Source organism: Conexibacter stalactiti (genome assembly GCF_033542075.1).
Lineage (GTDB): Bacteria > Actinomycetota > Thermoleophilia > Solirubrobacterales > Solirubrobacteraceae > Conexibacter > Conexibacter stalactiti.
The window spans coordinates 141,510-155,662 of sequence record NZ_JAWSTH010000002.1 but is presented as its reverse complement, the minus strand read 5'-3'; the positions used below and the strand labels follow the sequence as shown (position 1 = coordinate 155,662).

The following is a 14,153-nucleotide window of genomic DNA, read 5'->3' as shown; positions in this document are numbered from 1 at the left end:
TTCGCTCCGACTCGCGGAAGGGCCGCGATGAACGCATCTCCACACTTTGTGCGAGCCCACAGTAGGCCCACTCCCCATCCGGGAGCACCATCCGCCTATGACCTCTACTGCTTCCCCATCGCGCGCGAACCCCGGCGCATCGGTGAATCCGAACGACGACGTCCGCACCTCGCCATTGATCCTCGGCCTCGGGGGGACTACGAGACCGGGCTCTTCCTCCGAGCGCGCGTTGCGCCTGGCACTCGGCGAAGCGAGAGCTCTTGGTGCGACGACCGAGATTCTGTCGGCTGTCGATCTCGCTCTGCCGCACTACGCGCCGGGACAGCATGAACTCACTCCACAAGCCAGGCGCATGCTCGACCTCATCATCCAGTGCGACGGGCTGATGATCGCAACCCCCGGCTTCCACGGCGGCCCCTCCGGGTTGCTCAAGAACGCCCTCGACTACACCGAGGAGCTGCGAGACGAACCTCGTCCGTACCTTGAAGGCCGCGCAGTGGGCTGCATCGTCTGCGCTGCAGGTTGGCAGGCGACGGCCACGACGCTCGCCGCCGTCCGCTCCACGGTTCACGCCCTCCGCGGCTGGCCGACACCTCTCGGCGTCACCATCAACTCTTCCGCGAGTAGCGACGCCGCCCCCGATCCCATTTCGGCAGCTGCGCCGCAGCTCGCACTCCTTGCTTACCAGGTGGTCTCATTTGCTCGCTGGCAGGCGGGGATCGGCTCCACCAGATAGCGAGCTGCGGTCGGCGCTGCACCTCGACCGCACGGACCGACGGATCGCTCAACCCGATCCGCCGGTTCCGGAGGCACGCCGCCGCGCCGCCGAGGCCCTCACGCACGCCCGCCGCGGCGAGCCCACCGCATCGACGATCCGGTCGTGATGACGCTCAGCCTCCGAGCGATGGCACACAGCGCAGGGCGACACGGAAGCCTCGACCGACGGCGTCCGAACATGAAACGCGACGAGTGCCCGCACGGTGGTCGTCGCCGGCGCGCCGCCGATCACGCTGCGACCGCCGACTAGTCTCCAGCGCTGCCCACGGGCCCCCGGGCGACGTCTCTCCCGGGCGGGCCCGCTCGCGCTCGTCCTGTCCGACCGCCGTGAGGCGATCGACGCCGCCCGCGTGACGCGGAGGTGGACGCTTTGCGTCACCGTCTCGCCGCCGACCCGCATGCGGACCGCGACGACATGCGCGCCGGCTCGGCCGGGTCCGGCCGATCGTCAGGCGCAGACGGATCGTGCGCGACCTCGGCAGACTCTCGCGGCGACCCCGAGACCGTGCGGCCGATAGCACGGTGCCGCCGCCGAAGGCGACGCAGAATTTCGTGGCGCGAGGCGATCGCAGCTTGTGCTCGGTATCGCCCTGCGTCAGGCCACCAGCAGTTGTTCGCTAAGGACGATGCCGCGGAGCATCGGCGACGACGCGAATTGCGGCGTCGCGGCGACCTCTTTCCTTGTCAGGCTGCGCCTGGGGAGAAACCGCCTCGTGCGGGATCCCTTCGTGTCGCGAGTTCCCACAAAGCCCACACGTTGCTTGATGTCGTGCATACAGGATGCTCACGATCGACGACATATCTGCAGTCTCTCCTAGGTGCGCGCTGCGATCAATATGAACCCCGTATGCCCGCGGCGTGCGACGACGCAGACGCTAAGCCCACCCACGTCGTCGCACGCGTCGCCACGATCTGAGGATCAGGCCACGAGGAGAACCGCCCTACGGACTCCGCAACCGTCCTCGCACGATGAGGGCGTCGATGACGACTGCCGCCACCAGAATGCCGCCTTCGACCTCCAACCGAACCTGGGTCGTCGCGTTGAGCAGCGCCAGTCCGTTTGCGATCGATCCGATGATCAGCGCGCCGAACAACGCCGCCCAGACTGACCCTCGCCCGCCGAAGAGGCTCGCCCCGCCGATGACCGCGGCCGCGACCGCCTCCAGCACGAGCGTGGAGTCGGCCGACTGCGCCGAGACGCCCAGCTGACGGGAAGCAGCAACGATTCCACCCACAGCCACCAGCGCACCGACCAGCATGAATGCGGTGAGCGTGACACGACTGACATGAATGCCAGCACGGCGTGCGGCCTCTGCGTTGCCACCGATCGCGTAGAGATGCGTTCCCCAGCGCGTTTGGGTCGTCACATACGAAAACACCACAAGAAGGACTGCCAGGATGGCGATCGGACCGGGCACGCCCTGATACGCGTTGAACATCGCGACGAGAGCGACACCTAATACCAGGACGGCGGCCACGGGCGCGCCCACGGACCTTCCAAGGTCCGCCGGCAGCCCTTCCCGAACTCGGCTCCGGTAACCCTGCCACCGGAGCGCCGCGACGAGCACCGCAAGCACGGCAGCGAGCGCATACCCCACCACGTCGGAGAGATAGTCGTTCGCGATCCCGGCAAGAGACGTGTCCGACAGCGGGACGATTCCTGTGTCAGCAGGAAGCACCTGAAGCAGAACCCCTTGCAGAGCCAGCGAGCCGCCCAACGTCACAATGAATGCCGGCGCGCCAAATGTCGTCACGATTCCGCCTTGAATCGCTCCCACTCCCGTGCCGACTGCGACACCGATGATGATGGCCGGTACGGCGGGCATCCCTGACTCCACCACCAGCTTTGCGGTAACCGCGCCGCACACCGCGCTCAAGACGGCGACCGAGAGGTCGATCTCCGCCAAGATCAGGACGAACACCAGCGCCAATGCGATGATCGCCGTCACGGCAATCTGCTGTGAGAGATTCGAGAGGTTGCGAGCAGTGAGAAACGCGTCAGACTGGGTGGCGAAGAACAGCCAGATCAGCGCCAACGTCGCCAGGACGGGAAGGAGGCGCCACTCGCCGCTCAGTTTCTCGGTCAGGTCACGCCGTCTCACGAGCTGACACCCCCAGTCGCTGCTCCGGTGATGTGTGCGATCAGCTCTTCGTGCGTGCAGCTCGCACCATCGAGTTCTGCGACGGTACGACCAAGGCGGAGCACGACCACACGGTCCGACACCTCTTTGACGTCTGCCAAGTCATGTGAAATGAGAAGCACTCCCCGGTTCTGGTCACGTACACGACGGATGAGATCGAGCACCTCTCTCCGCTGCGCGACGCCGAGGGCCGCGGTCGGCTCATCCAGCAGCACCAGCTGAGGATCCGTCAGGATCGACCGACAGACGGCCACCGACTGGCGCTGGCCGCCTGAAAGCTTGCCGATCGGAGTCCGCAGGCTCTTGAGCGTGACGATGTTGAGGCCGTCGAGTGCCGCGCGCGCTTGCTTCTCCATCTCGGCACGAGCAAGACGGCGACCAAAGAGGCCATACATGACCTTCTCTCGTCCCAGAAAGAGGTTCTGGACCGTGTCGAGGTTGTCGCAGAGAGCAAGGTCCTGATAGACCGTTTCGATGCCGAGGGCCGTTGCGTCGGTCGGATGGCGCAGATCCACTGGCTCTCCTCGCCACCGGATCTCTCCGTGATCCGGTGGGAGGTAGCCGGCGATGGTCTTCACCAACGTCGACTTCCCCGCCCCGTTGTCTCCGACAAGCGCAACGACCTCTCCGGCATCCACCGAGATCGACACCTCGTCAAGTGCGGTCACGCCGCCGAAGTGCTTGGTCGCAGAGCGAACTTCGAGAAGAGTCATGAGATCAGCGTCTGCAGAAGCTCGACGAGCGCGCCTCGCCCGTGCAAATCGTGGCTTTGTCGTAGATGCCGGTGTCAACGATCGTCTCTTGCACGTTGTCCGCGGTCACGAACGTGTTCGGCAGATATGCGGCGGGCACTGAGTCCGAGAATCTGCTGTCGAAGACACCGTTGATCGGTGGTCTCGGCGGTTCTTCGCCTCTGATGCCTGTGATCGCGAGCTCCGCGGCTGTTCTGGCCATCAGCGCGTAGTCCGCTGTCATGTCGGCGGCTTGCTTGCCGGCGAGCACGCGCTGGACTCCCTCGATCGTCGCGTCGTAGCCTCCATAGAGCTTGACTCTGTCGGCCACGCCGGCACGTGAGATGGCGGCCATCACACCGGTCCCGGTGCCGTCATTCATCACCAACGCCGCGTCGACGCCGTTGTTGGTCTTCGTCAGGCACTGCTCCATGTTTCGCTGCGCGTTGGCGGGGTCCCAGTCGATGGCGTCGCCTCTGCAGACGACACTGACTCTCCCATCCGCGATCACCGGATCGAGGTACTCGTCGAAGCCTTTCTTGAGCTCCTTGTAGAAGTCCTGGGCCGGGTCGCCGTACATCAGCGCCAGCCGAACCGGTCCTTCGGTTCTCGGGAGGTGCTCTACGAAGTATCTGGCTTGATCTTGGCCGATCTGGACGAAGGGCACCGACACGCGAGCGTAGAGCGGACCGCCGAACGCTTCCGGCGCGTATGAGATCACCGGCACTCTGGCAGCCGCTGCCTTGGCGAGGATCGCCGCAGCCTGGTTCCCATCAACCGAAGAGAGAATGATCGCTCTTGCGCCATTCGAGATGGCGTTCTCGGCCTGTGCGAGCTGCGTCGCGGTCGAGTTGTGCGAGTCGAGCGCCTGGAACTCGATCCCCGGCGCGAGCTTCTCGAACGCGTCCTTCATGTTCGGAGCGTCGATGTTGAGGTAGCGCTCAGCCTGCGCAGGTCCGGGCGTCAGGTAGTAGACCTTCCCGGAAACTTCGTCGCCTCCGCCTGCAGAGGTCGTTGCGTCAGAACCCGCCGTCCCGCTGTCGCCACACGCAGCGAACGAAAACGCGAGTACCGTCGCGGCGGTCGCGCCAAGCACACGGCACGCGACGCCCAGCGACCTGTTGCCGTTCTGTCTGCGCAGAACGGCGGAGTCTCTCTTGTTACGCCTTCCAGTGTCCACGCTTGCTCCTGTCCACGGCGAACCAATGATGATGACGACGCGAGTTTCACCCGACCGAGATGTGAACGCGATGCGACCAATGCACGAATCGCTAGCCGGCCCCTGTATGCGGGGATAGCCCTTCGGAACCGCCGGGTGGCCGTGAACGGCAGCGTGCCGGGGCTTCAGCATCGATGAAGATGCGACGTCGCGAATGTCGCGAATCACCGCGCGGTGGGAGGGTGCGCCCGAGACGACGCACGGACGTTCGCTGTCAGCAGGCGCATCCTGTCGCAAGTCGACCCCCGTCGCCGAGGGTCTGACAAGCGCGCCGATCCTCTCGCTGCGCTCAGCTGCCTGAGCTACGACGAACAGGCGCGGCGCCGCCGGCGACCGCTTCGCTGACGCAGGCGGCGCTTTCGGCGCTCGTGCGAGGCAGAACATTGCGTGCGGAGCACGCATCCGAATGTTCGACGGGGGATCGCTGCCGGCGGCCCCGCGGCCGCCTACCGACAGCCCAAAAGCCGCTGCTCGGCTGGCGGTCGTCGCCGCGTCACACAGCCGATCGGTCACACCGACTCGCGGTCCTCCACGACGGCGACCTTCGCGGCCATCGTCCGCTGAGCCACTTCGATCAGCACCCCGTCGCGAGCGGTCCGGGACGCCGTATCGCCAGCGTGGATCACCACGGTCGTCGTCGGAGCGACGATGATCGCGGGACCGGCAATCGTCGTGCCGATGGCGAGCTGGTCCATTTCGAAGACGGCCGTCGGACGCATCTCTCTTGCATCAGGTGAGTATGCGAGCGTCTCACCGGTCGGCACGATCGCCTCTGGACGGCATGCAACTGGGAAAGGCGCCGGCTCGACGACGCTCTCCCCTACCGCGGCGACGCGCCAGTGCAGGCATTCCACCGGCAATCCTGGCCGGTCGTACGCAAACTGTGCCCGGTGCTGTTCGTGAAACGTCGCCTCGAGCGCTGCGATCGACTCACGTGTGAGCACGGCATCGTCGGGAACGGGCACCGTGATCTCGTGAACCTGACCGGGATAGCGAGCGTCGACGCTGCGCTCCAGGCGGATCCGCTCTGGCGCGAACCCCTCTTCTTGCAGCGCGCACCCACCGGAACTCTCAAGATTCTCAAAGAGCGCGTTGAGTTTCGCGAGGTCCAGTTCGCTCGTCGTGCCGTGCATCGCCGCGACATAGTCGTGACGCACGTCAGTGACCGTCATGCCGAACGAACAGAGGACGGATGCCTGGACAGGGACGAAGACGCGTGTCATGCCGAGCGCACGCGCGAGCTCTGCGGCGTGCAAACCGCCCGCGCCGCCACCGCAGACGAGCGTGAAGCCTCGTGGATCTACCCCACGATCCACCGACATGGCACGGATCGCCCCGACCATGTTGGCGTTGACGACCCGGATGATCCCCGCGGCCGCGTCGACGGGACTGAGTTCAAGGCCGTCACCAACGTGCTCGCCCACCGCCGCAGCCGACAGATCGTCGCGCAGCTGCCGGCGGCCACCGAGGAACGCATCGGGCTGGATGTAGCCCAGCACGACGTTGGCATCTGTGACCGTCGGCTCGACACCGCCGCGGTCGTAGCAGGCGGGACCTGGAAGCGAACCTGCGCTTCGGGGACCGACCCGCAGGACGCCGCCGCCGTCAATCCACCCGATCGATCCGCCACCGGCGCCGATCGAGTGCACGTCGACGGCAGACACCCCGATCGGCTGATCCTCGACCTGGATTTCGCGACTCATCGCCGGGCGGCCCTCCCGGATCATGCAGACGTCAAGGCTCGTGCCGCCCATGTCGACGATGATCAGGTCGTCGCCGACTGTGTTCGTGAAGTGCTGCGCCGCAGCCGGTGCCGCCGCCGGACCAGAGTGAAGAATGTTCACTGGGACGCGCAGGATGTCGGGGATTCGCGCGCACCCTCCATTGATCTGCATGATGAGCGGCGTCGCTCTGAGCCCTGTCTCGACGAGCTGGTCCGCCAGCCGTCCGAGATAGTCGTGGATGCGCGGGAGGATGTAGGCGCTCATCGCCGCCGCCGACGTGCGCTCCCACTCCCGGATTTCTGGGAGCACGTCGCTGGAGCAGACGATGTGCACGTCTGGGAGTTCCTGCCGGAGGATCTCCGCTGCCCGTCTCTCGTGGTCGGGATAGAACATCGACCAGAGGAACGCTACGGCGATCGAGGTGACGCCAGCCCGACGGAACTTCGCGGCGGCAACGCGGACGGCTTCCTCGTCGAGCGCGACGACCTCGTTTCCATGCGCATCGTACCGCTCTGGCACCCCGACGCGAAGCCAACGGTCGACGAGCTCCTTCGGGCGCTCGAGGTGCAAGTTGAACCGCTCTGGCTTGTAGCCGTCCCGGGAGTAGAGGACGTCGCGGAATCCCTCCGTGCAGAGCAGCCCGAGGGTAGGTCCGTTGCGCTGGATCAGCATGTTGGTAGCCACGGTGGTCCCATGCACGAACAGCTCCGTGTCCGCCAACAGCCGACCAGCGTCGGTGTTCAGTTCGTCAGCCACTGCCGCGAGCCCGACGAGCACCGCACGCGCGGGGTCGTCGGGCGTGGAGTCTTCTTTCCACAGGAACAGCTCGCCGTCGTCCTTTGCGATGACGAAGTCGGTGAAGGTTCCACCGATGTCGATGCCGATGCGATATGCCACTTGGTCCCCGGTTCAGAGTCGTGGATTGAGGAAGTACTCGTCGCCCTCGCGCATGTTCTCGCCGAGCCACGTCGAGGCGTTGGCGTGCGTCGGTGAGACGACAGGACCGGGCGTCCGTCGCAGTTCATCGCGCTTGACGGTCGTGGCCTCGATGTCCACTACAGGATCTTCGTCGTCCGTGAGGATGACGCCGAACACCTCCGCTGCCGCGTGCCGGCTGACCACGCCGTCTCGGACGTCCCGCCGCACCTGGTCGGCGGCGCGTTCGTACGGCTGCCCCCAGCCGCCGCCGCCTGTGGAGACGCCGACGTAGAGCTCGCTCCGGCAGTCGACGGTGAACACCCCGTTGACGGAGATGAATCGACGCGCTCCGGTCGGGAGGTCATGGACGTATTGGCCGCCTCCGCAACCGGGAGTCCCGCCCATCGCACCATGCGGCGGATTCGCAGCCCCGTCACCGTGGGAGACGACGTACATGCGTTCATCGACAAGCGGTCGCACGACGCACCGGATCCCGGGTCCGCCCAGCCACTGACCGAAGCCCATCGACTCTGGCTCGATCTCGCACCGCTCGATCCGAACCGGGAACAACAGCTCGAGCTGCTCGATAGGAAGAATCTTCTCGCCGGCGGCGGCCGACGCGGTCACCCAATGAGGCCAGCCGTCCGCTCCCTTGGCCGCGGGTCCTCCGCCAGTGCCGTTGAACAGCATGAAACCCCATTCCGACGCACCGTCGGCTCCTTTGCCGGAGATCGTCTGGTTCCATCCGCAGCGTACGCCGCCGGCCGGGACGCGATCCGGCATCGCTGCCACCAGCGCACGACTGACGACCTCCTGCATCAGGTCAGACGGAACGGTCGTCCCGACGCTGGTCGATGCCGGGAATCTCGCGTTGCAGATCGTGCCCTCGGGCGCGAACACGTCAATGTGCGAGAGGACACCGTGATTGTGGGGGATGTCCGAGGCGATGTAGTGGAGGAACGGAACGCGCGCCGCGGCCTGGGAGGTCGCGAACGACCCGTTGGTTCCGCCGCGCGCCTGAGGCCCGCTCCCCGTGTAGTCGACGTGTGCCCGGTCCCCGTCGATGGTGACCGCCACCTTGACCGGGATGTGCTCCGCATCCAGCCCGTCAGAGTCGACCCATCCCTCGGCCGTATAACGACCATCGGGCATCGAAAGGAACTCCTGCGCCGCCCGTCGGCTCGAGTAGCTGATCATCTCCTCGACGTACGCGAGCACGACCTCGGTGCCGTACTCATCGCAGAGTTCCCTAAGGCGCTGGCGGCCCTTTTCGATCGACCCCGTCAACGCCCGAAGGTCGCCCTCGATCAGCTCCGCGTAGCGCAGGTTGGAGAGCAGCAGCCGCAACAGGTCGTCGCGCATCGTCCCCCGCTCGACGAGTCGCGTCGGCGGGATCGTGATGCCTTCCTGATAGACGTTGAGGGCGGACGGAGCGACGGAGCTGGGGACGAAAGCCCCTGTGTCCATCTGATGGGCGCTGGTGACCGACCAGAACACCAGCTTGCCATCCGCGAAAACCGGCGCCGCGGTGACGTAGTCGCCGACATGCGTGTTGCCGGAGTACGGGTCGTTGCACAGGAACACGTCGCCGTCGTGGACGTCGCCTTCGAAGGCATCAGCGATTTCCCCGACGACGAAATGCATCGCCGATGTCATGATCGGGAGTGCCTCGTGCATCGAGACCTGACGCGGGACCGCGTCGTAGATCGCGCACGAGTAGTCGTGTGCGAGTGCGAGGATCGTGGTCCAAGCCGACTTCTCGACCACGCGTGTCATCTCAGTCACGATCGCGTTGAAACGGCTCATGATCACGCTGAGGGTGATCGGGTCGACCTCGGAACCCATGGGCGCGCTGGACGATGGCGGTGCGTCGATCTGACTCATCCGACAGGGCACCCGGGCCATGCGAGAAGGCCTCTCCTCGAAGTCACGAAAGTCTTCATCTGCTCTCCGGATCAGAGTCGTGGATTGGCAGTGCTCGTCGCCCGCGCGCGAACTCGTTCCGTCCAGCGCGGTGCGGCCAGTTTCTCCTCACCGGCTTGCCCGCTGCCACGCCCCACCGAACAAAACGCCGCTCCGCATCTAGCAGCCGATACAAACGGCGTTCCAAGCCGCTGCGCGCGCACCCTCGTCGGACTTTCCCGAGCGAAACGTGCCGACCAGCCGGGAAGCACAAACCTCGCTGATCGTTCATATCCGGATCCCCCCAGCCGCGTCGCGCCCGGTGTTAGCTTCGCGCGCATGACCACCGAAACGCAGTCCACTGGCTCACGCCAGACCGCCGAAGCGACCGCCGGTCCGGGATACGCCTACGTCGACGGTCGCTATTGCCCGATCGACGAGGCGAAGATGCCGTTGATGGACTGGGGCATCCTTCGGTCCGACGCCACCTACGACGTGCTGAAGGTCAACCAGCTTCGGTTCTTCCGAATCGACGATCATCTCGCTCGCTTCAGGAGATCGTGCGACCGACTGGGATTCAGACTCTCCGAGACATGGCCACAGGTCCGCGCGATCCTCGGGGAGGTGGTGGCTCGCTCAGGGCTCGAGACCTGCGCCGTGTACGTCATCGCGACCCGAGGCGTCCCGCCGTTGGGGATGTCGCGCGACCCTCGTCATGCCCGCAACCGCTTGTACGCGATGGCTGTGCCGATGCCGGTCTTCGTGCAACCCGGGGAAGAAGATCGTGCGCTGGCTGCCACGGTCGGTCCCAAGCGGCGCATCGATCCGTCCTCGGTGGACCCGACGATCAAGAACTTCCACTGGCAGGACCTGGTGCAGAGTCTGCGTGACGCTCAGCAGCAGAACGCCGACACCACCATCTTGCTCGACATGAAGGGCGATGTCACCGAAGGCCCTGGCTTCAACGTCTTCATCGTGGAGAACGGAAAGCTGCTCACGCCGGCCTCCGGCGTCCTCGAAGGAATCACGCGGATGACCGTCATCGACATCGCGCACGAGCTCAACATCCCGTGCGCGGCGACGACCGTCACTCTGTCAGCGCTCCGCAGCGCTGACGAGATCTTCGGCTCCAGTACCGCCGGCGGCATCATTCCGCTGGGCGTCCTGGACGGCGCCCCGGTCGGCGACGGACGTCCCGGACCGCTCACCCGGCAGATGCAGGAGAAGCTGGCCGAGTACCAGCGCTCGCCGAGGTTCACGTCCAGCGTGGACGAGGTTCGAGGCAGCTGAGCGCCGGGTCGATCCAGCTGCGTCGCGCAGCGCGCGGCCGGAGTCGCTTCCGGCCGCGCTCGACACGCTCGCGCGCGGTTGACACGACCCACGTCGATTCGGCCCGGTCGACCCCGTCGGGCGCAGCGCAGTCTCGTGCGATCCGGACCCGGGCGGTCATACCCGCGCCGGTGAATTGGACGCGGACGAACGAACCTCGCGACCGTTGCGAATGTGTTTCAAGCGCCCTCCGCGCTGCAGCCGACTACCGCCCAGCGCTGGCAGTCAGAGGCGCGCACTCAAGGCGCGCGCCGACAGCCGCCGGCGAGGACGGCGTCTGCCTTCCTCGCCGAGGCGTCGGGTTCCGCCCGGGTCACGTGGCCGCCGCCGCCGAGCGATGTCAGGTCGCCTGAGCGCGTTGCACGAGGCGAGGCGATGACGGACAGGGTCGTCGCCGGGGTGTGGCTATGCGGCGGCCGTGGCGCGTGCGCCGACGTCCGCGACCCGGGGGATGACCTCGGTGCCCAGCAGCTCGATGCTGTGCCGGTACGGCTCGGGGTCCGCGCTGTAGTCAAACGTGACCGTTACGATCTCGCCGACGCCACCGAGTTCATCGTTGAGCTTCGCCACCTTCCCCGCAACAGTGTCCGGCGAGCCGACGAGCCAGAAGTTGTCGACCATCCACTCGATCGTGAGGTCCTCGACCTCCATTCCGGGGTCGACCAGGAGGCTTCCCAGCGCGTACGGTCTCTGGAAGCCGCGGGCGCGAACCGACTTGAACGTCGGCAGAATGTGCCGCTCCCACGTCTCGCCCATCGCGCCGTCCAGGACGAGGCGCCGCGCCTCTTCGTCAGTATCCGCAACGAAGACGTCTCGAATGACCCGCCAGTTCGCGCGGTCTGGCGTGTATCCGTTGTCGCGGGCGGTCGCGGCGTAGTGATCCCACTGCTGCCGCAGCACGTCGACGCTCACCTGCTGGCTCATGGGCGAGTAGCCGCGCTTCCCCGCCTCTGTGAACGTGGGCGACTGCGCCTGCATGCCGGTCAGGACCACCTCGGGACGCGGGCGCTGAAGCGGCTTGAGATGCGGCCCCGCCCACTGGGTCGTGAAGGCAGGCATGTCGACAGTCCAATACTGACCCTCGATACGGAACGGAGGTTCCTTCATCCAGATCGCCTCGATGATGTCGAGCGCCTCGATCATCATCTTCGGGTTCTCCTTGGCGGTGGAGAACAGCTGCGCGTCGGTCGGAAAGGAACCAGGCGCGAATCCGGCGATGTACCGGCCGCCGGTCATGTGGTCGAGCCACATCAGTCGGTGTGCCAAGTTGGCCGGATTGTGGTAAGGCAAGAGGTGAGCCGCGGCGCCGAGCTTGATGCGGCTCGTCCGCTGCGAGGCCGCGGCAATCATCAGCTCCGGCGACGGGCTTGGCTCGTGACCGATCGTGTAGTGCTCGGCGAAGAACGCGCCGGTCAGACCGTACTCATCTGCCCAGGACGCGAGCTTCAGATCCCAGTCGATGACCTCAGCCGCAGTTCGCCGTCCTTCGGTGTAGGCGAGAACGTACGGCACCATGAACATTGAGAAATCCATGTATCCCCTCCAGCTGTCGGATTTGGAGGCCCAGTTCCGATCCCTCGCGGATCGGTGGACGCATCGACAGCATCGCGACGGACGGGCGGCATCGCGATTAGTCCCGACGCAAGAGAACCGGCACTTCGTTGTCCGCCGACACAGCCCGGCGCATGACGCATCGGGCTCCACCTCCGGCCGACGCGCCCGGCCCGCAAGCCAGGACGCTCCCCCGGGGCTACTAGTCGCGGCGCTCAGCAGTTCGGGTGAGTGCCAGCGCGCGGAGTGCGAGCCACAGCTCACTGATGTCGGCCGTAGAACGCAACGAGCGTCCTGTGAGTTCCTGCACACGGGCAAGTCGGTAGTTCACCGTCTGGTTGTGAACGAAGAGCTCGGCCGCTGCCCGTTTCGGCGATCGATCGCACTCCAGGTAGGTGTGAAGCGTCTTGACCAGTTCGCCGTCGTGCTCGGAGTCGTAGTCGATCAACGGTCCAAGTATGCGCTCGACCGCCTGCTCTGACTCAGCCAGCGTTCGCGGGAGGAAGCTGTGGCCCTCATCTCCGTAGGCCGCCACGCCGGCGACGCCTGGACGCAAGGTCTCGAGCGCCCATCGCGCCTGGCGGCTTGCATCGCCTAGCGCGGTCGCGACCAGAAAGGGCTCGCTGATCCCCGCCCGGAACGCGAGCTTCGCGCTGAGCATGCGCAGATCTTCGAGTCGTTCCTCCTCGGCCGCGATGAGCATGACGTGCACCCAACCCATCTGCATCACGATGTGCGGAACACGGCGGATCGCCCAGTATCGGTCGATTCGTTCAGCCGTCTCTGGCGGTGCGCCGACGGCGACGCAGATGCACGGCAGTTCGAGACCCATCTCCCGGACGCCGGCAGTGAAGGCGGTCGGCTCCAGCCGCCCTTGAAGCGCCTCCGACATCAGCGCCGAACCAGCTCGCCACTCCTTGTCGAACAACGCCTCGACATGTGCGATCTCCAACGCACAGGCCGCACCGACATGCTGCAGGAGCGCAAGTCGGGGGGTAACCCCCGATGAGACATCAGCGAAGAGAAATGCCGGACGGTTGCTGGGGATCGGCAGCGCGAGCGCGACCGTATCGTCGATCTCCAGTTTGATGGAGAGAGGAGGCGTGCCGCCACCCCGCTCCGCCAACGCCTTCGTCAGAGCGCGTCCCCAACTCGGAGGCGGAGCCTGCGTCCGCGGCAGCAGGGGCTCCCATGCATCTGGATCAACGACGTACAGCTCGCATCCCACGACGTCCATCAGGTCATCGAGGAACTCCAGCGATGTGCGGAAGGCGAGCAGCCCGATCCGAACGACGTCGTGAACACGCATGATGGAACTCAGAACCCGTCCCTCGCGCGACTGGTTGGCGCGTGCGACAAAGCGGATGATGCTCGCCCATGACGTGCCAGCGTCCGTCTTTATGATCGGGAAGTTCCGGCGAACCGCGGCGTCGAGCATCTCATCGCTCAGGGGCGGGCACCGTTCGTCGCTCACCACGAGACCGCTCATCCCGGCCGCCGCCAACCGCTCGACGAACTTCTCCTGCGCCGGCGGATCGCGTGGGATCACCCACCCTGATGTGAGCACGATGTCGCCGGGATCAACCCAATCCCATGGTCGCTCGCTATCTGCGACATAGGCCCACGAAACGGCGCGATCGAGCCCCCGATGCCCTGTGAGGACCTCGAACGCCAGGTGCGGCTGCGCCACGATCTCAGCGACCGTGACCCCGGTGGCGGACTGTGTCGTCACGGGTTCTCTCGACTCCCTTTCATCGGTCGATACAGCTCCGACGAATGAACCGTCCCGCAAGGCACCAGCGACCGCACCTAGCCTCGACGCACACCAGCATGCCAATCACTGTATCCGGACACAGTCCCT

At 65.9% G+C, this 14,153-nt stretch carries 10 protein-coding genes; 2 read left to right on the top strand and 8 right to left on the bottom strand.

Features of this window, described 5'->3' with window-relative positions:
- Positions 1 to 97 precede the first annotated feature (97 nt).
- Positions 98 to 736 carry an NADPH-dependent FMN reductase gene (locus tag R7226_RS01950; protein WP_318595345.1) on the top strand — a complete coding sequence of 213 codons (639 nt, stop codon included), beginning with the start codon at positions 98 to 100 and terminating at the stop codon, positions 734 to 736.
- 636 nt (positions 737 to 1,372) lie between these two features.
- On the opposite strand, the gene R7226_RS01945 is transcribed toward R7226_RS01950, so the two are convergent.
- The 6 genes from R7226_RS01945 to R7226_RS01920 form a co-directional block, all read right to left on the bottom strand.
- Complete coding sequence (locus R7226_RS01945) at positions 1,373 to 1,552, bottom strand: hypothetical protein (protein ID WP_318595344.1); 180 nt, start codon at positions 1,550 to 1,552, stop codon at positions 1,373 to 1,375.
- 166 nt (positions 1,553 to 1,718) lie between these two features.
- Positions 1,719 to 2,879, bottom strand: coding sequence for a sugar ABC transporter permease (locus tag R7226_RS01940; RefSeq protein ID WP_318595343.1), 1,161 nt, complete (start codon positions 2,877 to 2,879; stop codon positions 1,719 to 1,721).
- A complete protein-coding gene (locus tag R7226_RS01935; RefSeq protein WP_318595342.1) occupies positions 2,876 to 3,631 on the bottom strand; it encodes an ATP-binding cassette domain-containing protein in 756 nt (251 codons plus the stop codon). Before R7226_RS01935 ends, R7226_RS01940 begins: the two co-directional genes overlap by 4 nt.
- Positions 3,632 to 3,635: 4 nt before the next feature.
- The gene (locus R7226_RS01930) at positions 3,636 to 4,829 is read right to left on the bottom strand and encodes a substrate-binding domain-containing protein (RefSeq protein WP_318595341.1); all 1,194 of its coding nucleotides are present in this window, start codon (positions 4,827 to 4,829) and stop codon (positions 3,636 to 3,638) included.
- 548 nt (positions 4,830 to 5,377) lie between these two features.
- On the bottom strand, positions 5,378 to 7,489 hold the full coding sequence (locus R7226_RS01925) for a hydantoinase/oxoprolinase family protein (protein ID WP_318595340.1): 2,112 nt from the start codon (positions 7,487 to 7,489) through the stop codon (positions 5,378 to 5,380).
- A gap of 12 nt (positions 7,490 to 7,501) precedes the next feature.
- A complete protein-coding gene (locus tag R7226_RS01920) occupies positions 7,502 to 9,355 on the bottom strand; it encodes a hydantoinase B/oxoprolinase family protein (RefSeq protein WP_318595339.1) in 1,854 nt (617 codons plus the stop codon).
- 396 nt (positions 9,356 to 9,751) lie between these two features.
- Between R7226_RS01920 and R7226_RS01915 the strand changes: the two genes are divergently transcribed.
- Positions 9,752 to 10,702, top strand: coding sequence for an aminotransferase class IV (locus tag R7226_RS01915; protein WP_318595338.1), 951 nt, complete (start codon positions 9,752 to 9,754; stop codon positions 10,700 to 10,702).
- Between the two features lie 444 nt (positions 10,703 to 11,146).
- Here R7226_RS01915 and R7226_RS01910 read toward each other — a convergent pair whose 3' ends face one another.
- Entirely contained in the window at positions 11,147 to 12,274 is a 1,128-nt protein-coding gene (locus R7226_RS01910; protein WP_318595337.1) for an LLM class flavin-dependent oxidoreductase, read from the bottom strand.
- Positions 12,275 to 12,494: 220 nt separating this feature from the next.
- A complete protein-coding gene (locus R7226_RS01905) occupies positions 12,495 to 14,024 on the bottom strand; it encodes a PucR family transcriptional regulator (protein ID WP_318595336.1) in 1,530 nt (509 codons plus the stop codon).
- Between the last annotated feature and the right edge of the window lie 129 nt (positions 14,025 to 14,153).

What these genes read in the sequence shown, in the direction of transcription:
- R7226_RS01950 (WP_318595345.1), top strand. Translation starts at nt 98, where the DNA reads ATGACCTCTACTGCTTCCCCATCGCGCGCGAACCCCGGCGCATCGGTG.
- R7226_RS01945 (WP_318595344.1), bottom strand. Translation starts at nt 1,552, where the DNA reads ATGCACGACATCAAGCAACGTGTGGGCTTTGTGGGAACTCGCGACACG.
- R7226_RS01935 (WP_318595342.1), bottom strand. Translation starts at nt 3,631, where the DNA reads ATGACTCTTCTCGAAGTTCGCTCTGCGACCAAGCACTTCGGCGGCGTG.
- R7226_RS01920 (WP_318595339.1), bottom strand. Translation starts at nt 9,355, where the DNA reads ATGGGTTCCGAGGTCGACCCGATCACCCTCAGCGTGATCATGAGCCGT.
- R7226_RS01915 (WP_318595338.1), top strand. Translation starts at nt 9,752, where the DNA reads ATGACCACCGAAACGCAGTCCACTGGCTCACGCCAGACCGCCGAAGCG.
- R7226_RS01910 (WP_318595337.1), bottom strand. Translation starts at nt 12,274, where the DNA reads ATGGATTTCTCAATGTTCATGGTGCCGTACGTTCTCGCCTACACCGAA.